General features: G+C 65.4%; 19 protein-coding genes. 10 read left to right on the top strand and 9 right to left on the bottom strand.

What is annotated here, in order from left to right:
* Window positions 1–8 precede the first annotated feature (8 nt).
* Entirely contained in the window at window positions 9–473 is a 465-nt protein-coding gene (gene dut / locus A7G45_RS18920) for a dUTP diphosphatase (protein WP_043393860.1), read from the top strand.
* A complete protein-coding gene (locus A7G45_RS18915; RefSeq protein WP_260939380.1) occupies window positions 473–1,216 on the top strand; it encodes a DUF3710 domain-containing protein in 744 nt (247 codons plus the stop codon). The genes dut and A7G45_RS18915 overlap by 1 nt, the downstream gene beginning before the upstream one ends.
* On the opposite strand, the gene A7G45_RS18910 is transcribed toward A7G45_RS18915, so the two are convergent.
* Entirely contained in the window at window positions 1,203–1,913 is a 711-nt protein-coding gene (locus A7G45_RS18910; protein WP_260939378.1) for an alpha/beta fold hydrolase, read from the bottom strand. The two genes, A7G45_RS18915 and A7G45_RS18910, sit on opposite strands and share 14 nt — an antisense overlap.
* A gap of 185 nt (window positions 1,914–2,098) precedes the next feature.
* Here A7G45_RS18910 and A7G45_RS18905 point away from each other — a divergent pair, with 185 nt between their 5' ends.
* Window positions 2,099–2,470 (top strand): OB-fold nucleic acid binding domain-containing protein, encoded by a 372-nt coding sequence (locus A7G45_RS18905; protein ID WP_043393862.1) that lies wholly within the window; start codon window positions 2,099–2,101, stop codon window positions 2,468–2,470.
* Window positions 2,471–2,523: 53 nt separating this feature from the next.
* A complete protein-coding gene (locus tag A7G45_RS18900; protein WP_043986295.1) occupies window positions 2,524–3,183 on the top strand; it encodes a DUF3159 domain-containing protein in 660 nt (219 codons plus the stop codon).
* Here the strand turns inward: A7G45_RS18900 and A7G45_RS18895 are convergent.
* Window positions 3,180–3,839 carry a potassium channel family protein gene (locus A7G45_RS18895; RefSeq protein WP_043393866.1) on the bottom strand — a complete coding sequence of 220 codons (660 nt, stop codon included), beginning with the start codon at window positions 3,837–3,839 and terminating at the stop codon, window positions 3,180–3,182. The two genes, A7G45_RS18900 and A7G45_RS18895, sit on opposite strands and share 4 nt — an antisense overlap.
* A gap of 9 nt (window positions 3,840–3,848) precedes the next feature.
* The gene (locus tag A7G45_RS18890) at window positions 3,849–4,523 is read right to left on the bottom strand and encodes a potassium channel family protein (RefSeq protein ID WP_081936621.1); all 675 of its coding nucleotides are present in this window, start codon (window positions 4,521–4,523) and stop codon (window positions 3,849–3,851) included.
* Window positions 4,524–4,628: 105 nt separating this feature from the next.
* Between A7G45_RS18890 and A7G45_RS18885 the strand changes: the two genes are divergently transcribed.
* From A7G45_RS18885 to dxs, 4 genes are all read left to right on the top strand, one after another.
* A complete protein-coding gene (locus tag A7G45_RS18885) occupies window positions 4,629–6,623 on the top strand; it encodes an APC family permease (protein WP_043393871.1) in 1,995 nt (664 codons plus the stop codon).
* Between the two features lie 13 nt (window positions 6,624–6,636).
* On the top strand, window positions 6,637–7,824 hold the full coding sequence (locus A7G45_RS18880; RefSeq protein WP_260939375.1) for a class I SAM-dependent RNA methyltransferase: 1,188 nt from the start codon (window positions 6,637–6,639) through the stop codon (window positions 7,822–7,824).
* A gap of 64 nt (window positions 7,825–7,888) precedes the next feature.
* The gene (gene nhaA / locus A7G45_RS18875) at window positions 7,889–9,172 is read left to right on the top strand and encodes a Na+/H+ antiporter NhaA (RefSeq protein WP_260939373.1); all 1,284 of its coding nucleotides are present in this window, start codon (window positions 7,889–7,891) and stop codon (window positions 9,170–9,172) included.
* Window positions 9,173–9,208: 36 nt separating this feature from the next.
* Window positions 9,209–11,107: a 1-deoxy-D-xylulose-5-phosphate synthase gene (gene dxs, locus A7G45_RS18870; protein ID WP_260939372.1), complete on the top strand. Its 1,899-nt coding sequence runs from the start codon at window positions 9,209–9,211 to the stop codon at window positions 11,105–11,107.
* A gap of 168 nt (window positions 11,108–11,275) precedes the next feature.
* On the opposite strand, the gene A7G45_RS18865 is transcribed toward dxs, so the two are convergent.
* The 3 genes from A7G45_RS18865 to A7G45_RS18855 all read right to left on the bottom strand — a co-directional run bounded on the left by A7G45_RS18865 (window position 11,276) and on the right by A7G45_RS18855 (window position 18,106).
* A complete protein-coding gene (locus tag A7G45_RS18865) occupies window positions 11,276–14,662 on the bottom strand; it encodes a DEAD/DEAH box helicase family protein (RefSeq protein WP_260939370.1) in 3,387 nt (1,128 codons plus the stop codon).
* Between the two features lie 811 nt (window positions 14,663–15,473).
* A complete protein-coding gene (locus tag A7G45_RS18860) occupies window positions 15,474–16,328 on the bottom strand; it encodes a hypothetical protein (RefSeq protein ID WP_260939369.1) in 855 nt (284 codons plus the stop codon).
* Window positions 16,325–18,106, bottom strand: coding sequence for an ATP-binding protein (locus A7G45_RS18855; protein WP_260939366.1), 1,782 nt, complete (start codon window positions 18,104–18,106; stop codon window positions 16,325–16,327). The genes A7G45_RS18860 and A7G45_RS18855 overlap by 4 nt, the downstream gene beginning before the upstream one ends.
* Before the next feature lie 144 nt (window positions 18,107–18,250).
* Here A7G45_RS18855 and A7G45_RS18850 point away from each other — a divergent pair, with 144 nt between their 5' ends.
* Complete coding sequence (locus A7G45_RS18850; RefSeq protein ID WP_260939363.1) at window positions 18,251–18,877, top strand: hypothetical protein; 627 nt, start codon at window positions 18,251–18,253, stop codon at window positions 18,875–18,877.
* 108 nt (window positions 18,878–18,985) lie between these two features.
* Here A7G45_RS18850 and A7G45_RS18845 read toward each other — a convergent pair.
* A protein-coding gene (locus tag A7G45_RS18845) for an IS3 family transposase (protein ID WP_407667536.1) occupies window positions 18,986–20,130 on the bottom strand; the annotation gives its coding sequence in 2 pieces (ribosomal slippage) (window positions 18,986–19,866 and window positions 19,866–20,130; 1,146 coding nt in all).
* A 108-nt stretch (window positions 20,131–20,238) separates the two neighbouring features.
* On the opposite strand from A7G45_RS18845, the gene A7G45_RS18840 reads away from it, so the two are divergent.
* Window positions 20,239–20,793, top strand: coding sequence for an XRE family transcriptional regulator (locus A7G45_RS18840; protein ID WP_260939360.1), 555 nt, complete (start codon window positions 20,239–20,241; stop codon window positions 20,791–20,793).
* Between the two features lie 122 nt (window positions 20,794–20,915).
* Here the strand turns inward: A7G45_RS18840 and A7G45_RS18835 are convergent, their stop codons facing one another.
* Together A7G45_RS18835 and A7G45_RS18830 are read right to left on the bottom strand one after the other, a co-directional pair.
* Window positions 20,916–21,845, bottom strand: a complete 930-nt coding sequence (locus A7G45_RS18835) for a hypothetical protein (RefSeq protein ID WP_260939357.1) — start codon at window positions 21,843–21,845, stop codon at window positions 20,916–20,918.
* A gap of 10 nt (window positions 21,846–21,855) precedes the next feature.
* Window positions 21,856–22,170, bottom strand: a complete 315-nt coding sequence (locus A7G45_RS18830; RefSeq protein WP_260939355.1) for a hypothetical protein — start codon at window positions 22,168–22,170, stop codon at window positions 21,856–21,858.
* Window positions 22,171–22,188 lie beyond the last annotated feature (18 nt).

Genomic DNA, 22,188 nt, shown 5'->3' with positions numbered 1-22,188 from the left:
GTGGCACCGTGCCCACCTCTCTGGCGGTAGTTCGTCTGGACCGGGATCTGCCGATGCCGGCCCGGGCTCACGACGGCGATGCCGGCGTCGATCTGTTCAGCGCAATCGACCTCGAACTGGCCCCCGGCCAGCGCGAGTTGGTGCCGACGGGGATCGCCGTCGCCATTCCGCACGGCATGGTCGGCCTGGTCCACCCGCGCTCGGGATTGGCTATCCGCGTTGGGCTTTCGATCGTCAACGCGCCTGGCACCGTCGATGCCGGGTATCGCGGCGAGATCAAGGTGGCGCTGATCAACCTCGACCCCAGTGAGCCCATCACCGTCCAGCGCGGCGACCGGATCGCTCAGCTGCTGGTGCAGCGGGTCGAGCTGCCCGAGCTGGTCGAGGTCACGTCGTTCGACGAGGCCGGACTGGCTGACACCTCACGTGGCGCGGGCGGCCACGGTTCCTCCGGCGGACATGCGAGTTTGTGATGGCATTCGAATTCAACTCCGAAGAAGACGGCCCCTTCGACATCGAGGACTTCGACGACCCGGCCGACGCCGAGGCGGCCCGCCTGGATTTGGGTGGCGTGCTGGTCCCGGTGCCCGACGGTTCGCAGCTCAACGTCGAGGTCAATGAGCAGGGCGTGCCGAATGCCGTCTGGATCATGACGCCCAACGGCCGGTTCTCCGTCGCGGCGTACGCGGCGCCGAAGACCGGTGGCCTGTGGCGCGAGATCGCCGCCGAGCTGGCGGAGTCGCTCCGGGGCGACAATGCGCAGGCGCGGATCGAAGACGGACCCTGGGGCCGCGAGGTCGTGGGCCTGCCGGTGCCGCAGCCCGGCCAGGGGCAGGTCGTGATGCGCTTCATCGGGGCCGACGGCTACCGGTGGATGGTGCGGTGCGTCGTCGTCGGCACCGAGGAGACCATCGACGCCATCGCCGACGAGGCCCGAACCTCGTTGGCGGACACCGTAGTTCGCCGCGGTGACACCCCGCTGGCAGTCCGCAGCCCGCTGCCGGTGCAGCTGTCCGAGCCGCTGCTGGAGCAGCTGCGCGCGGCGGCCGCTCAGATGGCACAGCAGCAGATGGAGCAGGCTCAGCAGGCGCTCGAGCAACTGCAGCAGCACATGCAGCAGCAGCCCGAAGGTGAGCCCGACGCCCGCCGCAGCGAGCAGGGCTCGGCCATGCAGCAGCTGCGCACCCAGCAGATGGGCACCATCACAGGAGGCTGACGGCCTCCCGCAGCGCGGCCACGCAGGCGTCGCCCAACACCGTCGGCTCTACACCCATCGCTTCGAGGGTGACGGTCCGCAGCGCGGCCCTGGGGGCGGCCACGGCCCATTCCGCGGCGACCGCAACGGGGTGGACGGCGTCGTCCACGGCCCCGGCCACGCCCATCGGCACCTGTAGCTCGGCGAGTTGTGCACGCGTGGGCCCGCCGTAACCCGCCGCCTCTTCCATCGCGTCCGGCAGCCCCGGCCACTGCGCCGTCCATGACCGTGTCAGTTCGTCCGCGAGCCAGGCCGGGCTGCCCGCGCGCATGCCGGCGACGGCCGCATCCAGCCCGATCTCGCGCAGCTGCTGCGCGGAGTAGCGGGCGGCTTGTGCGGCGGGCGCGCCGTCGGACTCGCCGGTCCAGGCGGGCAGTGCGGCCAGGACGGCAGTGCACTGATCCGGGTGGTTCAGCGCCCAGTTCGTCGCCACCGCAGCGCCCAGCGACACCCCGCCGACCATGATCGGGCCCTGCTGCGCCGCGGCGTCGAGCGCTTCGAGATAGCCGGCGATCAGGCCGCCCGGCATCGGTCGTGGCGCGACCACCACAGCACCCGCTTCGAGCAGGGCGCCACCGAAGGCCCTGCGGATGTAGTCGTCGTCAGATCCCGTGCCGGGCAGGAGTACCGCGGTCATCCCTTGCAAGTTGGCCGTCATCCCTCGATGGTGCCCGGCGGTGGAAATGGCGCTCGCAAGGGGGTCGCGCCGGAAGTGCGGTCCAGTGAGCGGGATAACGAAGATATATCCCGCGCCGAAATGGCGAATCGGAACCAAGAGGTCTAGCGTGACGTTGGTTAGATAGCGGGTCCACGGTGGATTCGCAGCAAGTCTCAGGAGAGACCATGGCTACGGCGGAAGGCTATTTGCGCCGGCTCACCCGGCGGCTTACCGAGGACCTCGAACAGAGTGATGTCCAGGAGCTGAACGACGAGGCCCTCAATACCGGCGCCATGCGGGCGGTGGACTGTACGCGCGGACAAGAAGTGACGATGGTCGGCACGCTGCGGTGTGTCGAGACCAACGGCAAGGGCTGTTCTGGTGGCGTACGGGCCGAGCTGTTCGATGGCACCGACACGGTCACGCTGGTCTGGTTGGGGCAGCGGCGCATCCCTGGCATCGAGTCCGGGCGGACCCTGCGGGTGCACGGACGGTTGGGCAAATTGGACAGCGGGGCCAAGGCGATCTACAACCCGCATTACGAGATTCAGAAGTGACTTTCCCCGACAAGGGGACCGCGGACAGCGAGCAGGCCGAAGCCGACGTCGAAATCATCGCTGAGGCCCAGGAGGACGACCGCGACGCGAAGCTGACGGCGCACGTCCTGCTGGAGCAGATGGGCGGCGTCAGCGGCCTGATCTATTCGTCCCTGCCGGTCCTCGTCTTCGTCCCGATCTCCAGCTTCTTCGGGCTGACTGCCGCGATCTATTCAGCACTCGGTGTCGCCGGCCTGGTCCTGGTGTGGCGGCTGGCGCGCCGCGAATCGGTGCAGCCCGCGGTGTCGGGCTTCATCGGCGTGGGGATCAGCGCGCTGATCGCCTACCTGATCGGCGCCTCGAAAGGCTATTTCCTACTTGGCATCTGGTCGTCGCTGATCTACGCCGGGGTGTTCACCATCTCGATCGTGATCCGCCGCCCACTGGTCGGGTACGGCTGGAGCTGGGTCACCGGGCACGACCGCAGCTGGCGTGACATCCGGCGTGCGGTGCTCGCGTTCGACATCGCGACCGCGGTGTGGGTGCTGGTGTTCGCGGCGCGGTTCCTGGTCCAGAATCACCTGTACGGGCAGGACCAGACCGGCCTGCTCGGCGTGGCGCGGATCGCCATGGGCTGGCCGCTCACCGCGGTCGCCGCGCTGGCGTCCTACCTGGCCATCCGGACGGCGCAGAAGGCCCTCCGGGACGCCGAACATCACGTCACCGAGGACTAGCTCGGATTCAGCACCTGGTTGCGCAGCTCCTGCTCGACCTCGGCGACCGCGACGAACAGCAGTTCGTCGCCGCCCTCGAGCGGCTCGTCGGATTCGGGCACGATGACGCGCGGGCCGCGCAGGATGGTCACCAGCGTCGCGTCGCGCGGCAGCTGCAGCCGCTTGACCGCCTTGCCGCCCCACGGTGTGTCGTCGGGCAGCGTGATCTCGACCAGGTTGGCCTGGCCCTTGCGGAAACTCATCAGGCGGACCAGGTCGCCCACCGACACGGCTTCTTCGACCAGTGACGCCAGCATGCGCGGCGTGGACACCGCGACGTCGACGCCCCAGCTGTCGTCGAACAGCCACTCGTTGCGCGGGTCGTTGACCCGGGCCACGACGCGGGGGACCGCGAACTCGGTCTTGGCGAGCAGACTGACCACGACGTTGGCCTTGTCGTCGCCGGTGGCGGCGATGACGACGTCGAACTCGTGCAGTTTGACGGACTCGAGCAGCGACAGCTCGCACGCGTCACCCAGACGCCACTGCGCGGCGGGGACGGCGTCGACGTCGATGTGATCCGGATTGCGCTCCAGCAGCGTCACCTCGTGGTGATCGACCAGTTCCCGCGCGATGGAGCGGCCGACGGCGCCGGCGCCCGCGATTGCGACCTTCATGTGCGCTCCCTAGTGGCTTTCGACGTCGTCGCCGGGCGGCAGTGAGGCGATCGCGATGGCTTCGGCGACGCGGCCGGACACCGCGGCCATGTACACCTGATCGCCGGCCTGGATGACTGTCTTGGCGTCCGGCAGCACGCCGCTGCCGAACCGGATGAGGAAGGCGACACGGCCGCCGGTCGCGGCCTCCAGTGCGGTGACGCGGAAGCCGACCCACTCCTCGTGCAGGGACAGTTCGGTGACGCCGACGTTGCCCGACGGATCGCGCCACTTGGTGGTCTCGGTCTCGCGGGTGAGCAGATTCAGCAACCGGTCGGTGGTCCACGGCACCGTCGCGATGGTCGGGATGCCGAGCCGCTCGTACACCGCCGCGCGCTTGGCGTCGTAGATGCGCGCGACGACGCGCTGCACGCCGAAGGTCTCGCGCGCGACCCGCGCAGAGATGATGTTCGAGTTGTCGCCGGACGACACGGCGGCGAACGCGCCGGCCTCTTCGATACCGGCCCGCTCCAGCACGTCGCGGTCAAAACCCATGCCCAGCACGCGTTCTCCCGGAAATTCCGGGGACAGCCGGTGGAAGGCCGTCTTATCTCGGTCGATCACGGCGACCTCGTGGCCGATGCGGGCCAACCCGTCTGCCAGCGATGCGCCAACCCGGCCGCAGCCCATCACGACTACTCGCACCAGCCGATCCTTTCTGGGCCAGGAACCGGCCCCGAAGCGAATTTCATGCCTCAGCTCGCCTCCGAACGCTACAACCCGAGCCCCGGGGGCTTACCCTTGGCTCTCGTGTCCAAGCTTTCGACCGCTACGCGACGGTTGGTGATCGGCCGACCCTTCCGAAGCGACAAGCTCGCCCACACGTTGCTGCCCAAACGTATCGCTCTTCCGGTGTTCGCGTCGGATGCGTTGTCGTCCGTCGCCTACGCGCCGGAGGAAATCTTCCTGGTGCTGTCGGTTGCCGGTCTGTCGGCCTATTCGATGGCGCCGTGGATCGGTCTCGCGGTCGCCGCGGTCATGCTCATCGTGATCGCCAGTTATCGGCAGAACGTGCACGCGTATCCATCCGGTGGCGGCGACTACGAGGTGGTGACGACCAACCTCGGGCATACCGCCGGACTGACGGTGGCCAGCGCGCTATTGGTCGACTACGTACTGACGGTCGCGGTGTCGACGGCGTCGGCGATGTCCAATATCGGGTCGGCCGTGCCGTTCATCGCCCAGAACAAGGTGCTGTTCTCGGTACTGGCGATCCTGATCCTGGCGTCGCTGAACCTGCGCGGCATCCGGGAGTCCGGTACCGCGTTCGCGATTCCGACCTACGCCTTCATGATCGGCATGTACCTCATGCTGGCGTGGGGCTTCGTCCAGATCTTCGTGCTGGGCCATCCGCTGCGGGCCGAGTCGGCCGGTTTCAGCATCAAGTCCGAGCACGGCGACGTGCTGGGCTTCGCCATGGTGTTCCTGGTGGCCCGCGCGTTCTCGTCGGGCTGTGCCGCCCTGACGGGTGTGGAAGCGATCAGCAATGGCGTCCCCGCCTTCCAGAAGCCCAAGTCGCGCAACGCCGCAACCACACTGTTGCTGCTCGGGGCCATCGCGGTGTCGTTGTTCATGGGCATCATCGTGCTGGCGAAGCAGATCGGCCTGAAGATGGCCGACAGCGTCGACCAGTTGGTGGGCGCGCCCGAGGGCTATCACCAGAAGACCGTGATCACCCAGCTGGCCGAGGCGGTGTTCCAGGGCTTCCCGGTGGGCCTCTACCTGATCGCGGGCGTGACGGGTCTGATCCTGGTCCTGGCCGCCAACACCGCCTTTAACGGTTTCCCGGTGCTGGGTTCGATCCTGGCCCAGGACCGCTACCTGCCGCGGCAGCTGCACACCCGCGGTGACCGGCTGGCGTTCTCCAACGGCATCCTGTTCCTCGCGTTCGCCGCCATCGCGTTCGTGGTGGCGTTCAACGCCGAGGTCACCGCACTGATCCAGCTGTACATCGTCGGCGTGTTCGTGTCGTTCACCCTCAGCCAGATCGGCATGGTGCGGCACTGGAACCGGCTGCTGAGCACAGAGACCGACGGCTCCGAGCGGCGCCGCATGCAGCGCGCGCGGATCGTCAACACCATCGGCTTCCTCTGCACGGGCGCGGTGCTGCTGGTGGTCATCGTGACGAAGTTCATGGCCGGCGCCTGGATCGCGATCCTGGCCATGAGTCTGCTGTTCGTCTTGATGAAGGCGATCCACAAGCACTACGACACCGTCGCCAAGGAACTGCGTGCCCAATCGGGGCCGGACGAGGACGTGGTGCTGCCCAGCCGCAACCACGCCGTGGTGCTGGTGTCCAATCTGCACCTGCCGACGCTGCGGGCCCTGGCCTACGCCAGGGCGACCCGCCCGGACGTGCTGGAGGCCATCACCGTCAGCGTCGACGACGCCGAGACGCGCGAGCTGGTGCACAAATGGGAGGACAGCGACGTGTCCGTCCCGCTGAAGGTCATCGCCTCGCCGTACCGCGAAATCACCAGGCCCATCCTCGATTACGTCAAGCGCATCACGGCCGAGTCGAAGCGCACCGTCGTGACGGTGTTCATCCCGGAGTACGTGGTGGGCCACTGGTGGGAGCACATCCTGCACAATCAGAGCGCGCTGCGGCTCAAGGGCCGGCTGCTGTTCATTCCCAACGTGATGGTGACTTCCGTTCCGTGGCAGCTGACTTCGTCGGAGCGCGTGAAGGTGACCATGACTCCGGGTTCGGCGCCGGGCGACACGAGACGGGGCATCATCGAATGACCGGCATCATTGAATGACTGAGGTAACAGTGACCGTTGGCCCGCCGGCCAACGGTGGCAGCTGCGTGGCGCGGCACGACGGCCGCGTGATCTTCGTCCGGCACGCGCTGCCGGGTGAGGTGGTGCGCGCCGAGGTGACCTCCGAACGCGGCTCGTACTGGCACGCCGATGTTCTCGAGGTACTCGAGGCGTCTCCCGACCGGGTGGATTCGTTGTGCGCGATCGCCGGGGCGCAGGGATCCGGTTGCTGCGACCTGGCTTTCGTCGATCCGGCCGCGGCGCGGCGGCTCAAGGGCGAGGTCGTGGCCAATCAGCTGGCCCGGCTCGGCGGCCACGAGGCCGGTGACCTCGTCGCAGCGGAAGTCGGCACGGTCGGCGCGACCGGGTGGCGCACCCGGGTGCGGCTGGAGGTCGGCGCGGACGGCCGGGCCGGATTCCACCGGTACCACAGCGACGAGCTGGTGACCGACCTGTCGTGCGCTCAGGTGCCGGCCGGGATGCTGGACGAGCTGCCGCTGCAACCGCCCGGTGCGCACCTGCACGTGGTGCTCGACGACGCCGGGCAGCGGCACGTCGTGCGGTCCGGTCCGCGCGGTAGCAAGAAGAGCAAGGCCGGCATGACCGAAGTGGTCTCGGGCGAGTACGAAGCAGTGCAGCGCGTCGGGGATCAGGAATGGCTCGTTCCGGTGACAGCGTTCTGGCAGTCCCATCGCGACGCCGCCACCACCTACAGCGCGCTGGTCGCCGACTGGGCCGAGCTGTCCGAAGGGCAGACCGCGTGGGATTTGTACGGCGGCGCAGGCGTTTTCGCCGCGGCGCTGGCCGGGTCGGTGGGGGAGTCGGGCCGGGTGCTGACGGTGGACACTTCACGCGGATCGGCGCGCGCAGCCCGGGCCGCGCTGGGGGATCTGGGTTGCGTCGAGGTGGTGACCGATTCGGTGCGCCGCGCGCTCGGCACCCAGCGGGTCGCGGCCGACGTCGCGGTGCTGGACCCGCCGCGCACCGGCGCCGGGCACGAGGTGATCGATCAGCTGGCCGCGGCCGGGGTGCCGCGGGTGATCCACATCGGTTGCGAGGCAGCTTCTTTCGCGCGCGATATCGGCCTGTACCGCGGACACGGCTACCAGGTGACGAACCTGCGCGTCTTCGACTCGTTCCCGTTGACGCACCATGTCGAGTGTGTGGCACTCCTGACCCGGTAAGTTTGCGGTCAGGTGTGCCGGGAAGCCTGGTCGGCGCCGCCCGACGCTGCCCAGGAGACTCGTGATGATCAACCGCAATGAGGGGCCGCGCCGGCGGCTGCTGACCCGCGCCACTTGGCCCGAGACGCAGCGGTTTGCGGAGATTCTGCGCAAGGAGACCGTCGGCGGCATCTTGCTGCTGCTGGCCGCAGGCGTCGCGCTGGTGTGGGCGAATTCGCCTGCCGCGCAGAGCTATCACGCACTGTCCGAGTTCGCCGTCGGCCCGCAGTCCTGGCATCTGCGGCTCAGCCTGTCGGCCTGGGCGGCCGACGGGCTCCTGGCGATCTTCTTCTTCGTGGTCGGCGTCGAACTCAAGCGGGAGTTCGTCGCGGGCGATCTGTGTGACCCGGCGCGGGCCGCGCTGCCCATCGCGGCGGCCGTCGGCGGCATGCTGGCGCCCGCCGGCATCTTCGTAGGCCTGAACCTGTGGCTGGGGCACCCGGAGAATCTGGGCGGCTGGGCGGTGCCGATTGCGACGGACATCGCTTTCGCATTGGCAGTGCTTGCGGTCATATCAACGCACCTGCCCACCGCGCTGCGCACCTTCCTGCTGACGCTCGCAGTGGTCGACGACCTGCTGGCCATCATCGTCATCGCCTGCTTCTACACCGACCACCTCAACCCGGCGGCGTTGGCGCTGGCCGTCATTCCCGGTGGGCTGTTCGTGGCGGCCGTACAGCGCGGCATCAGGCACTGGTGGCTGCTGCTGCCGCTGGCCGCAGCGACCTGGGCGCTGGTGCACGCGAGCGGTATCCACGCCACGGTGGCCGGGGTGCTGCTCGGTTTCGGGGTGCCGGTCCTGGGCAAGCATGCGTCGGCCGAGACGTTCGAGCACGCGCTGCGGCCGTTGTCCGCCGGGGTGGCGGTGCCGGTGTTCGCGTTCTTCGCCGCGGGCGTGAGCGTCGGCGGCTGGCCCGGTCTGGTGGACGCGATCACCCATCCGGTGACCGCCGGCGTTCTCTTTGGACTGGTGTTCGGCAAAGCCATCGGTGTGTTCAGCACCACATTCCTGCTGGCGCGATTCACCGGTGCCGAGCTCGACGAGGGACTCGGCTGGCTCGACGTCGCCGGGGTGGCGCTGCTGGCCGGGATCGGGTTCACGGTCTCGCTGCTGATCGGCGAGCTGGCGTTCGGCGCCGGTACCGCCGCCGGCGCCGACGCCAAGATCGGCGTGCTCGCGGGTTCGGTGATTGCCGGGATGCTGGCGGCGGTGGTGCTGATGTCCCGCAACGCCGCCTATCGCCGCATTCACGAACGTGAGACCGCCGACGACGACGGCGACGGTGTGCCGGACATCTATCAGCCTTGACCGGCTCTACCCGTGGTGCGTGCGTAGACTGTCGGAATGCTTGAACAGGTCCGCGGCCCCGCTGATCTGGCGCACCTATCGCAGCCACAGTTGACCGAACTCGCCGCCGAAATCCGGGAGTTCCTGGTCCACAAGGTTGCCGCCACCGGCGGGCATCTCGGCCCCAACTTGGGTGTCGTGGAGCTGACGCTTGCGCTGCACCGGGTCTTCGACTCGCCGCACGATCCGATCATCTTCGACACCGGCCACCAGGCCTACGTGCACAAGATGCTGACCGGCCGGTGCCCCGACTTCGAGACGCTGCGCATGAAGGGCGGCCTGTCCGGCTATCCGTCGCGCGCCGAGAGCGAACACGACTGGGTCGAGTCCAGCCACGCCAGCACCGCGCTGTCCTACGCCGACGGGCTGGCCAAGGCCTTCGAGCTCTCCGGCTACCGCAACCGGCACGTCGTCGCAGTCGTCGGTGACGGTGCGCTCACCGGCGGCATGTGCTGGGAGGCGCTGAACAACATCGCCGCCGCGAACCGGCCCATCGTCATCGTCGTCAACGACAACGGCCGCAGCTACGCGCCGACCATCGGCGGCCTGGCCGACCACTTCGCGGCGCTGCGCCTGCAGCCCGCCTACGAGAAGGCGCTGGAGCGGGGCAAGAACGCGCTGCGCGGCATGCCCGTCCTCGGCGAGTTCTGTTACCAGTGCGTGCACAGCATCAAGGCCGGCATCAAGGACGCGCTGGCACCGCAGGCGCTGTTCACCGATCTGGGGCTCAAGTACGTCGGGCCCATCGACGGTCATGACGAGCACGCCGTAGAGGCGGCGTTGCGGCACGCCCGCGGGTTCAACGCGCCGGTGATCGTGCACGTCGTCACCCGCAAGGGTATGGGTTACGCGCATGCGGAGAACGACGAAGCCGAGCAGATGCACTCGACCGGCATCATCGACCCGCACACCGGGCGGTCCACCGCTGAGTCGGTGCTCGGCTGGACGTCGGTGTTCTCCGAGGAGCTGATCAAGCAGGCCACCAAGCGGCGCGACATCGTCGCGATCACCGCGGCCATGCCGGGCCCGACGGGCCTGGCAGCGTTCCGGCAGCGTTTCCCGGACCGGTTCTTCGACGTCGGGATCGCCGAGCAGCATGCGATGACGTCGGCCGCGGGTCTGGCGATGGGCGGTATGCACCCGGTCGTCGCCATCTACTCGACGTTCCTGAACCGGGCGTTCGACCAGATCATGATGGACGTGGCGCTGCACAAGCTGCCCGTCACCATGGTGCTCGACCGTGCGGGCGTCACCGGCAACGACGGCGCCAGCCACAACGGCGTGTGGGACATGTCGATGCTCGGCATCGTGCCCGGCATGCAGGTCGCGGCACCGCGCGACGCCGCCCGGTTGCGTGAGGAACTCGGCGAGGCCCTGGCTGTCAACGATGGCCCGACCGCGGTTCGGTTCCCGAAAGGCGCTGTCGGTGACGACATTCCGGCGGTCCGCCGCCAGCATGGCGTCGACATCCTGACCGAGCCCGCGGACGGACTGTCCGACGACGTGCTGCTGGTCGCGGTCGGCGCGTTCGCGCGCATGGCGCTGGTGGTGGCCGACCGGCTGCGCAAGCAGGGCATCGGTGTGACGGTCGTCGACCCCCGCTGGGTGCTGCCGGTCCCGGCGGCCATCGCCGATCTGGCCAAGGCCCACAAACTCGTCGTCACCCTCGAGGACAACGGCGTCGCCGGCGGCATCGGTTCCGCGGTGTCGGCATCGTTGCGCCGCGCCGAGATCGACGTGCCGTGCCGCGACGTCGGTGTGCCCCAGGAATTCCAGGAGCACGCGTCCCGCAACGAGATACTGGCGTCCATCGGTCTGACCGATCAGGACGTGGCCCGCCAGGTCACCGGCTGGGTCGCCGCCCTCGGCAGCTCCGTCGACATCTCGTCGCAGTAAAACCCCCCCACTCGCGAGCGTGCGTGTCTGCACACGCAATTGCGGTGTGTCGCGGGCATTTTGGGGCCGCTCGCGGGCGGCGACGGGACGTGGTTCACCGATCCTGACTGCTTGGCGATCTGACGCTCGATTTTCCGCCGCCAAGTCAGGCTCGGGGTGTGCGCTTCGCTACGCGGCGCCGCCCTCGGGCGCTGCGTTGGCCCGGACTGTGTTGAGGATTGACACGATATTGTCGACGTCGGCCTCGGGGAAGACTTCTTCCGGACCCGTTGGTGCCTTGTCGGTGTATGGGGAGTCGTAGAGTCGCGCGACGGCGACGACGCCCGTGGCCGTCAGTTCGGTGACGATCAGGTTGACGAACCGAATTTGGTCAGCGCTGAAACGAGATCCGTCCAGGTAGGCGCCGAACGCCTCGGTCGCCGCAGCCCGATCTAGGCCAACAAGTGACCGGACGAACAACCCGAGCCCATCCGCCTTGGCCAAGTCGATGTCACCCGGTTCACCAACGCCGCTGTCAATCAGCATGCGCTCCAAAGCGATCAGATCGTCAGGCGTCAGCGGCTTGTTGCGGTGCAGGCGTTGCAGCGTGATGTGGTCGAGGTGGGACCTGAGGTACGCCTTCGCTTTTGCCTTGAACCGGTCCCAGTTGGTGCCTGGTGTGATGTTCGGAAGGTCGACCAGAGTCGTCTCGCCCAGCTCGTCCTGAAAGTCGGTGTACACGACATTCTTCTGGGTGGGGTCGAGGAATCGAATCAGAGCGCGCACTCGCAGTCGGACGAGCTCGAGCATGGGCAGGGTGACATCGACCCACCACTCGTCCGCGCAGATCTCATCCAGGAGTACCTGTTGCGCGGCCACCGACGGGATCGAGGTCTTGGTCAGCAGTTCCTCGGCGATATCCTGAACTTTCGTCCGGATCCGTTCAGCGGCAACAGCATCGCCGTCGAGCTGCGCTAGTTGGCGGCGCAGGATCAGCAGGTCGAACCGCTTGGCCTGCTCATCGTTGTCCAGCTCCGAGGAAGGCAGGCCGGCGAGTTGTGTGGCGACGTCGCCCGCAGCCTCGTGCGTCAACGACGACCATGCCGGCCATTGCGCGTACTGCTCGACGAGTCGACGGTGGGGACGGACCAGCACGTTGTCGAGGTTCATGCCGACGACGATCTTGTGCAGGCTCCATGCTGTGTCGACGCGGAGCCCACGTTCGGATTCGGTGCCATGGCCCTCGGGCGGATTGGCCCCTGGTACAGCGGAATCCAAAGCGGTGACCAGCCCGAGCCGCGTTTCGAACAGGCGCTGATTCAAGGACTTCTGCAGTGAGCCCTGCGTACCTGGCAGATCCTGGCTGAAGAATTCCAGGTTTCCGCAGCAGTCGAAGACGTAGAAGTTTTCCTTGTCCTGTCCAGGACCGAAGAGGTTGGGGCGCAACCGGGTACCTCGGCCGATCATCTGCCAGAACTTGCTCTTGGACCGAACTTCTTTGAAGAACACCAGATTCACCACATCCGGAACATCGATGCCGGTGTCCAGCATGTCGACGGAGATCGCGATGTGGGGTCCCTTGTCGGTGACGGAGAAGTTGTCGATGAGGGTCTGCGCACGTTCGGTGCTGTGAGTGATGACGCGCGCGAACGTACCGGCGTACTCGGGATATTGGATGTTGAAGCGTTCCGCGATGAACTGCGCGTGGGCCTGGTTCTTGGCGAAGATGATCGTCTTGCCGAGTCGGTCGCCGGCAGAGACCTTATGTCCCTGCGACATCAACTGAGCCAGGATCTTGTCGACGGTGTCGGCGTTGAACCAGAAGCGTCCCAGCTCTTCTGCCGACATCGCGTCGGGGGTGTCCTCGTCACCCCAGTCCAGCGAGTCCCATTCGTCCTTCTGCGCCTCGGTCAGTTCGTCGTAGCGAATGCCTTGGCGAAGGAACTTGGTGCCCACTGAAATCCCCACGGCGGGAACAAGAAAGCCTTCCTTGACGGCGTCATCCAGGCCGTAGGCGTCGGTCGGCATGCCGTCTTCGAGGTTGAACAGTCGGTAGGTGTTGTGGTCCACCTCGTCTTTGGGCGTCGCGGTGAGGCCGACGAGCAGCGAGTCGAACCAGTCGAAGATGGTGCGGTACTTCTGGTACACGGACCGGTGGGCTTCATCGATGACCAGGAGGTCGAAATAGCCTGGGCCGAAAGGCCGTAGCCCGTCGTCAACCGAGTTGATGAGATTCATCATGGTGGGGTAGGTGCTGACATAGACCCGGCCGTCGGTGATCTTCTCGGTCACCAGGTTCACCGTGGTGGCGTTGGGCAGGTGCGCCTTGAAGGCGCCGACGGCCTGATTTACCAAAGCGGTGCGGTCGGCGAGGAACAGCACCCGCTTGGCCCAGCCCGCCTCCATGAGCTGTTTGACCAGAGCGATGACGGTGCGGGTCTTGCCCGATCCAGTCGCCATCACCAGCAGCGCCTCACGCTTGTGAGCGGTGAATTCCTCACCGACCCGGCGGATTGCGTGAATCTGGTAGTGCCGCTCGACGATCGCGGGGTCGATCTCCGCGCCCACCAACGGCTTGCGGGACGTACGGCGCGAAATCATCAGGGCCAGTTCGTCGGCGGTGAAGAAGCCTTGAACCTGACGGGGCGGGTAGCCTGCGGCGTCGTCCCACATCCAGTGTTCATAGCCGTTGGTGTAGAAGATGATCGGGCGTCGACCGGTCATCTGCTCCAGGCAATCGGCGTACTGCTTGGCTTGCTCCTGGCCGACGTGCGGGCTCTTTCTGGTCCGCTTGGCTTCGACGACAGCAAGTGGCAGACCGTCGGCGCCCCACAGCACGTAGTCGACGTAACCCAAACCGCCGCCGGGCATTCCGGTGACCTCGAACTCGCGGTCTCTCGGTTGATCCAGGGCCCAGCCTGCCTCGGCGAGGTCCAGGTCGATGTACTCGGAGCGGGTCTGGGCTTCGTTGTAGTCGCGGTCGTCGGGCTGCTGTTTCGCGGCCTGGGCGGCTTTGACCTGTTCGCGCAACGCCGCGAGTTCGGCGTCTTTTGCCGCGTTTTCCGCCACGACCTTCGCATAGGCCTCGTCCTGTGCCTTGAACTTCGCGGCCAGCTGGGTGACTTCATCACGGCTCAGGGGCGCGGCCTTGGCCGCCAGCTTGGGATCGAACGGCAGCTTGAGTGGCGCGGCCTTGGGGTAGGCCGAGTGGTTGTAGACCGCCCACACCGTGACGTGGTGCAGTTCCCGCAAGACGGCGAGTGCGATGTTCGGCGCTATGGCGCGCCGTTCGTGCACTGCGGCGTTGCCGGCCTTACGAATCAGGTTGAGCTTGTGAATGATTGCCGGCGGCACCTGGGTGCTGAACGGACGTTCGTTTATCCGCGCGGCCAGGTCGTCCTTGTACGGGAGCGGTAGGTCCATCACGTCGTAGAGCAGGCCGACGAGTTGCTCGATGGCACGGCGGCCATAGATGCAGGCCGAGCGGGGGTCGGAGCCCAGATAGCTCTCGGCGCGAGCGCAGTCGGATTGGATGTCGGGCCATTCAGCGGCGCCGATGAATGCGAAATTGCTCATGAAGCGGCTCTTCCGCGCTGTCGGTTGGTGTGCTGCATGAGCGCCCGTGCGTGCGCGCTGATGCACGGCGGACATCCGCGTGACATGCCACCCCCTGGTCGCCAAATCAGAAACTCAAACGAACTTATCAACTTCGCTACTACCACAGGCGTGATGACCCCGATTCGAGATCGATCATCTTCCGATTGTCGGTTGCTTCATCACAAGCGGATTCCGAGCGAGTCGAGATTCGTGGTCTCAGCCGTGCTGTTGCGCGAGTGCGTCAATCACCTGCACCGTTCTGATCGCGGTCTCTTCAGCGTCGAAAAGGCCGAGTTCAGGATCGACGGCACCCGGTGCGAGGAGTCCGAACGTTGCACCGTCGGTGCTGGGAACAATCCAGAGGCGAGCCATTCCTAGCGCGAGTCGGTCTGGGAATGCCAGTGATCGGTCGTCGCCGATGGCTGTAGCCCATTCGACGCCAGGGTGCGAAGTACCTTGCCCCAACTGCTTTCGACGCCGCCTATGCGTGCGTGGTCGGGTTGTGTGGCCAGTCGGTCGATTCGTTCCCTGGCTACCTCGGCGGCTTCCTGAGTGTGGAGCTGAGCAGCGGTTGTCCAGCCATTTCCGGCGTCGACCACAAGAGCAAACTGTCTCCCATCAGGTGACCCGATGATCGCAGCGCCGACCGGGATGTCCGCATCGTTGTTCGGTCTAGATTGCCAGCTTCCGAGCATTCTGGTCTCACCAGTCATTTCCCTAGCGGTTCCCTTCTTGATTCGAGTCGACCTGCAACAGGACGACTGCGTGAGCGTGCTTCGCCCTGTTGTCGTCAATGCCGGATGTCCCACAGGTGTACGTGCCCGGGGATCGGTTGGTCCGTGAACCATTCCCAGTCTTCGTATCGGTCGGCCGCAGCCCGCCAACTGTCGGCGTCGGTGTCGCGGCCGACGGCCCGCAGCACCGCGGCGGCCCATCGCTGGAGCTCCTGGCTCTTGCCGTGGAAGCAGACGCCGTCGAGCATCTCGATTGCCTGACGCGTGCTGCCGTCGATCGCGGAATCCAAATGCTGCGGCGCGATTTCGGCGAAGTCCAGCTCTGCCAGTGCGAGCCGGTACGCCGCATCAGCTGCCCGCATCGGGTGGTACATCTCGCGACGTTCGATCAGATTGGACGCCATTTCCTTGGCCAGCGACACCGATTCCTCCGACGGCGGCAGAAAGTCGATCAACGACCAGAAGGTGTGCAGCAACAACTCGGGATCACGGTCGTACTGGCGGGCGAGCACTACGGCCTGTCGATAAGCCGACTCGGCCTCGTCCTGGTCGCCCAATTCCTCAAAGGCAGAACCCAGTTGGGTGCTGAGGTGGGACGCCAGATCGAGCCGACCCGTAGATAGCTGCTCATCTAACTCGACCCGCAGGTCCGCGATCCGCTCGCTCTGCGTCTTTGGTGGATTCAACTCGTCCACGATCGTGCGGATCTTCTGATTCAACCGGGCACTATCGGTGCCGTAAGCGGACATCGACTGCGAGTCGAGATCGTCGCCAACCAACGCCATCGTCAGTGCATCGCAACGCAATCGCCGCGCCTGACTGTAGTGATCCAGAGCCTCCTCCAACTGTCCTGCCCCGGCAGCCTCATCGCCGAGGAATTCGCATTCCTCAGCGGTCGGTTGCTCGTTCATCGACCAACCTCCGTTCCGTCCACGCCCGCGGCGAGCAGAATGACGTCGTCGAGCGCCTCCGAAAGCAGCGCTCGGTCCTCGGCGCCGTCGCATTGGGCGGCCATCCGCGCCTGCACGTAGAGCAATTGGATAAGCCGGTCGAACACCAGGTCATCATTCGTCCGGGTCAGGGCACGGATCACTCGGTTGTTCCAGTTCGCCACCAGATGTACGAGGTTGCCGTACCCGGGCGATGCCACATCGATCTGCCCGTGCCCGATGAAGACCGCAGGCAGGTCGGTGGTGGGAAACTGGCGCACCACAACGCGAGCACCAGATGTTTTGAGCGCCTGGGTCGCTCGCTGTTCGAAAGTAAGAATGTCGCCGACCGCGTCCGTGGGCGGTACGGCTAGTGCGGCGACTTCGGAAGCGGGGTAGGCGCGGGTGACCGTCACTCCGGAAAGGACTTGCGGCAGCATCAGCAGAACTTCCTGGTCCAGTGTGTGGCCGGCGTTGACGACGAGTCGTCCGTCGGGGTTGAAGCTGGCGATGGTGTGAAACTCCTTGACGGACACGGCATAGAGAATGTTCGGATTGTGGGCGACCACGTCGATCAGGCGCATCTGCCCTGCTGTCGTTTGGACAGTCAGCATCGGTAGGACGACTTCGGCGAGCTCCAGATTCTCGCCGTCAGCGTTACGTGTGGCCGCCGAGCGCAGCTCCAGTTCGTTGTCGGCGACGAACTCGGCGAACCGCTGCGGGTCGGTATCTGCCGAGGCGCGCAACCACTTCAGCGCTGCCTGCCCGAGCTTGCGTCGGGTCGCGGCCAGCGCCGCGTTGTTGACGATGGTCTCACGGCTGGCTGTCGGCTCCAGTGTGGTCGAGTTGGCTACCGCCCAGGCGAAGAACGCCCATGAAGGAAGCAGCGTCGCATCCGTGTCGTCGATCAGCATGTCGTTGACGTACACCCGGTTTCGGGCGCCGGACTTCGATTTGCCTACCCCCGTGCCGATGTAGACGACGGCATCCAAGCCGAGGCCGGCGTCGTTCACCGCGACGGCGTCGAGCTGGCGTCCCACACCGACACCGCCGTATACGGGCGGCACACCCTGCTGCACGCTGGAGCGGTGGGACCCGAAGTCGTCAGCCCAGGGGTACCGGCGTGAAACCTCCTTGTTGCCTTGACTTCTCGGCACAGAGATGTCGATCGGCAGAAACTCGGCGTAGCGCTGGACCAGGGGAGTCACCTGCTCCGCACGGGTCCACCCGATCATGTCTGGACGGGGCCGAAGCCGGACTGTGGTGCCGACGGCGACGTCGTCGGCGATGGGTCGGACGGTGTAGGTCCCGTCGCTCTTGCCGATCCACTCAATCGGAGGGGAGCCGTCGGCGTTGCGCGAGATCACGGTGATCTCGTCGGCAACCAGAAAACAGCTCAGCAGGCCGATGCCGAACTGCCCGATGTAGGTTCGCCTGCTGCGGGCCAACTCGTCACGCTTGGAACTCGCGCCGACGGTGGCCAGGAACTGCTCGACTTGATCGGCGGTGACGCCGATGCCGGCGTCTGTGATCGCGAATTCGCTGGCCGTGGAATTCGGAGACGTGACGCCGAACGGCGAGATGGTGATGGTCCTCGGGGTCGGCGTCTCGCCGAGTGCGTCACGGGCGAGGGTGGCGTCGAAGGCGTTCTGAATCAATTCGCGGACGTACACGCCCGGGCTGGAATAGAGGTTCTTGCTGAGCAGCGAGATGACGCCGCCGAGATCCACTCGGAAGTTCTGCTGCTGAGGTGCGGACATGTGCGGTAGCTCCTGCGTCGGTTCGGTCGAAAGCCGCATAGCGTCGCACGGGCCACCGACAAGTTGAGCTCGATGACACGTCGCCTGTCTGAATGTCGGAGTTTGCGTGTATGACTTGAGCGACGAATTCAGAGGGAGTTGATGATGCGCGTCAACCTGTGGGGTGGCGGGCCGACGCTCGCGCTTGCTGATTACTGGCAACAGAGCAGGCTGCTGCCCGACGATCCGCCCGGAACTCAGGCGTTCGGCTACCTCTTCAGTGACGACGCGACGGGAACTGTGACGACGCGGCCCTACCCGGCCGAGTACGCGATGCCGCTGGACAAGGACCAGATGATCGACGGTCTTCTCGAAGCTGACGCCGTCGTTGCCGGACAGGCCGGGCTGGTCGAGGTCGACGTCGAGCGGACGGCAACCGGGGTGCCGTTCGTGTACAGCCTCATGAAGATCAAGCAGGAGCCCAGCGGTGTCCAGTACAACCTGACGCTGCACCTGCACGCCGAGCATGTGCAGCAGGTGCAAGGGTTCTTCATCGAAGGTCACAGGACCGGCATGCGCGACGCGGCAGTGTATGAGATTGCGCGGCAAAATGATTGGCTTCATGAGCCCACTGCGGATGACCCGATGGGCGGCTGGGCTCGTGATCCTTACTCGGGTTTGAGTACCGGCTTCGTGATGAACATGAGCGAGCTGCCCGATTTCGATGGTGATTTTCCGGCCCACCCGCTGTCGATGGCAAGGGAGATCATCGCCGCTGTTCGGGCGAGTTGAATGTCGATCGTGACAGCAGTCGATGTCTACGACGATTGGCCCGTGCAGGTGGCGAGTCCCCGTTACTGAGTCCACCCGGTCATAGAGTCGGGTTGGTTTTATCCGTTCTCAGGTGATGCTGCAGGCCACCGGGGTGTGGGTGCACCGGCAGGCAGCAGCGTACTCGGCTGGCGTGCGGTAGCCCAGTGCCGAGTGGCGGTGTCGGTGATTGTGCTCGTGCTTGAAGTCGCCGATGACCACGCGGGCCTCGAACAGGGTGTTCCAGTAATTACGGTTGAGGCACTCCTTGCGTAGCCGGTTGTTGAACGATTCGATGTAGCCGTTGTCCCACGGGCAGCCCGGCGGTATGTACACCATTCCGGTCCTGTTCTCGCAGAACCGTTGCAGCGCTTGAGAAACCATCTCCGGTCCGTTATCCAGGCGCAGCACCTTCGGCGGGCCACCATTAGCGGCAAACACCTTCTTCAATTCCTCGACCAGGCGCTCGCCGGTGATCGAACGCTCCACCAGGTTCAGCAGCGACTCGCGGGTGTGCTCGTCGATCATCGAGGCGATCTTGATGGCCTTACCGTCGATGGTGGAGTCGAACTGGAAGTCGATCGCCCACACCACCTTCGGCGCATCGGCGATGATCGGCGGCACCGAGGAGATGCCCGCCCGCTTCCGCGGACTGTGCACACGGACCTGCAGGCCTTCTTCGCGCCACAGCCGGTGGATCTTCTTCTTGTTGACCTCACGGCGCTCGTCGTAGCGCAGTGTCGCCCAGGCGCGCCGGAACCCGTGGCAGGGATGTTTGGTGGCGTAGGCGCGCAGCCAGGCCCTCATCTCGGCGTCCGGATCGGTCGGGGTCTGCGCCAACGGCAGGCGGCGGTAGGTGGAGCGGGCCAGCCCAACGGCCTTGCACGCCAGCCGCTCCGACATACTCAACGTCTCCTTGAGCATGTCCACGGCGCGGCGCTTGGCAGCTGGGCTCAGAATTTTCCCTTCGCGACCTCCCGCAACGCGTCCTTCTCCAATTCGGCTTCGGCCAGCAGCCGCTTGAGGCGCCCGTTCTGCTCGCGCAGCTCTTTGAGCTCTTTGGCGGCATCGGTGTCCATGCCGCCGTAGGTGCGCCGCCAGTTGTACAGCGTGGCCGGCGAGACCTGCAGCTCGGCGGCGATCTCCTCGCCAGTCTTGCCCTCGGCAGCCAGCTCATCTGCCCGGCGCAGTTTGCGCACGATGTCCTCCGCGGAATTCCGCTTCCGACCAGCCATGTGTTCATCGTCCCTTCTGGCCCGACATCGGGCCACAGGACTCTAAAACGGGTTGGACTCATTCAGCGGGAACACGCCACAGGAACCGAACCATGTAGTGGAGTACATATGAGCGGCGAGAAATACAAGACGGCAACCAACCGTCAACCGTTGGTCTTCGGGGAAATCGAAGAGCTGCGACGAAAGGGTTTCAACCAGACCGAAATTGCGGACATGCACGGTGTGTCACGGCAGGCTGTTTCGTGGCATAAAACTACCTACGGCGGAGCGAAGTCGACGCGCCAGATCGTCAACAAGGCGTGGCCTTGGGAGACAACGGCACAACACGGGAAGGCATCACCGTTCCAGCGCCTACGTGACCACGGCGAGTTCATTGCCTCGGGTGGGCAAGAGATGTCCGACTTCAAGCGTGGTCGGCACGCGGCTTGGTTGAAGATGATGCGCCGGAACGACTATGTACTCGAGTTCGATCCGAACATCCCGCCTACACCTGGCGTGGCACCAACAGGAGGATTCGCCTACCGCAAGCGCGATCCGCAAACCGATGGGTTCGACCTGCTGATCCGCGTGAACGAGTTCACCACTCTGACGCCTGAGGGGCGCCGCATCTGGAGCTACGCGCCGGGTACGTCTCCACACGCAACCAGGTCCGACGCGGGGTGAGTAGTGGTCCCCGTCCAAGATGGATAGCAATCGGTCTCGTATCGCCATCGCCGGCCCTGCCAGATCGACGGTGACGAAACGGTACCGGTGCCCACTGATCCCACGAACTTGTCGAGCAGTTCTCAATGCCATACGACGGGATTGCCTGTGGCTGCCGATGCTTCGAAGATGCGATGGAGGCGCTTGAGCGTCCACCATGCTTCCGTGAGCATGACCTTGCGCTCACCGACGATCAGCGTCTCGGGATACACCAGTGCAGGTTCAGGCTCATCCCCATCGGCGTTCGCCAGTACTCTGCCGAGTCGAGGTAGCCGCGTCGATACGCCGAACGACCGCGCCGTCACCGATTCCATGGTTTGCAGGTTTGTGAATGTCATGCGCGACGTCGGGCGGCCGTCCAGCGCCGGCGCAAGCTCAATAGATTCTGGGTCCCACTTCTGTTCCAAGATTCGGGTGCGCAGCAGTTCATTGGCGGGCTCTTCGCGGCTGCGTACAACGAATTCGTAACCGATAACCCCTAACTCGACAAGGTCGGGCCACGGTGACTCGTAGTATGGCGACGGACCGAGCGAGTGAAATTTGTCCAACACGATTGGTCCCCAGTCCAATTCGTCCTCAATAACGAACCCGCCCAGGGTGCTGATTGTGCGGGTTGACCCCAGATGATCTTCCCGCAGAAGCAATTCCAGTTCGGGGAGGGCTCGACGTATCTCGCTGGCCGGTGTGTAACTATCCATCAAGCCGCTGAGTCCGGCCAAGATAATCGTCAGATCGCCGAACCGATCGACCGGCAGGCCGACGGCCACACTACGCAGCCACGCCACACCAGAAATATTTCCAATCCACTCGCTGGCGAACGCCATGTCCTCGTGCGTGCACGCGTGCATCGTCCAGTCGTAGATGGTATTTGCCATATCGAAGTCGCAGTTCTGTTCGTCGATCAGTTCCACATCGCCGCATTCGTTGACCGTGAGCATGCTTCGGGGAACTGGCGGTTCGGTGCACAGTCCGTCGCGAAAACAGTTGCACGTCACGTGCGCATCGAGTCCCATGTGGGTGACGCTAGACGGCGGGTGATTGCCGGGTGCCGAAAGTCAACGCCAGGTCCCACGGCGCGAGGCCCCACGTGGCGATGGCATCCAGCATGATCAGGGGAGCGACTTCGATGGTGTCCGCATTGGCTGGTGCGGACAACGTGGTGCTCTCATGTCCGGCCACAATGTGCGGTGCCCAAATTTCTGAACCCGATGGCGCAGGGGCGGTTTCGATGATGCTGACAAGGGCATCGCCGTCGGGAATGACGATAAAAAGGCAAAATGGCTCCGGCCGCGCATCCCATCCGCCCCGCTCGACCAGCAGATATTCGTTGTTGTTCACTGGGGTTCCCCTGAAAAA

This window comes from Mycolicibacterium llatzerense (genome assembly GCF_025331195.1).
GTDB classification, from domain to species: Bacteria; Actinomycetota; Actinomycetes; order Mycobacteriales; family Mycobacteriaceae; genus Mycobacterium; species Mycobacterium llatzerense.
Note: the sequence above shows the minus strand (reverse complement) of the source record. Positions and strands in the feature narration are given on the sequence as shown.

Coding starts and splice junctions, on each gene's coding strand:
- A7G45_RS18915 (WP_260939380.1), top strand. CDS start 473: ATGGCATTCGAATTCAACTCCGAAGAAGACGGCCCCTTCGACATCGAG.
- nhaA (WP_260939373.1), top strand. CDS start 7,889: ATGATCAACCGCAATGAGGGGCCGCGCCGGCGGCTGCTGACCCGCGCC.
- A7G45_RS18835 (WP_260939357.1), bottom strand. CDS start 21,845: ATGGGACTCGATGCGCACGTGACGTGCAACTGTTTTCGCGACGGACTG.
- A7G45_RS18860 (WP_260939369.1), bottom strand. CDS start 16,328: ATGAACGAGCAACCGACCGCTGAGGAATGCGAATTCCTCGGCGATGAG.
- A7G45_RS18880 (WP_260939375.1), top strand. CDS start 6,637: ATGACTGAGGTAACAGTGACCGTTGGCCCGCCGGCCAACGGTGGCAGC.
- A7G45_RS18865 (WP_260939370.1), bottom strand. CDS start 14,662: ATGAGCAATTTCGCATTCATCGGCGCCGCTGAATGGCCCGACATCCAA.
- A7G45_RS18910 (WP_260939378.1), bottom strand. CDS start 1,913: ATGACGGCCAACTTGCAAGGGATGACCGCGGTACTCCTGCCCGGCACG.
- A7G45_RS18850 (WP_260939363.1), top strand. CDS start 18,251: ATGCGCGTCAACCTGTGGGGTGGCGGGCCGACGCTCGCGCTTGCTGAT.
- A7G45_RS18905 (WP_043393862.1), top strand. CDS start 2,099: ATGGCTACGGCGGAAGGCTATTTGCGCCGGCTCACCCGGCGGCTTACC.
- A7G45_RS18840 (WP_260939360.1), top strand. CDS start 20,239: ATGAGCGGCGAGAAATACAAGACGGCAACCAACCGTCAACCGTTGGTC.
- A7G45_RS18895 (WP_043393866.1), bottom strand. CDS start 3,839: ATGAAGGTCGCAATCGCGGGCGCCGGCGCCGTCGGCCGCTCCATCGCG.
- A7G45_RS18855 (WP_260939366.1), bottom strand. CDS start 18,106: ATGTCCGCACCTCAGCAGCAGAACTTCCGAGTGGATCTCGGCGGCGTC.
- dxs (WP_260939372.1), top strand. CDS start 9,209: ATGCTTGAACAGGTCCGCGGCCCCGCTGATCTGGCGCACCTATCGCAG.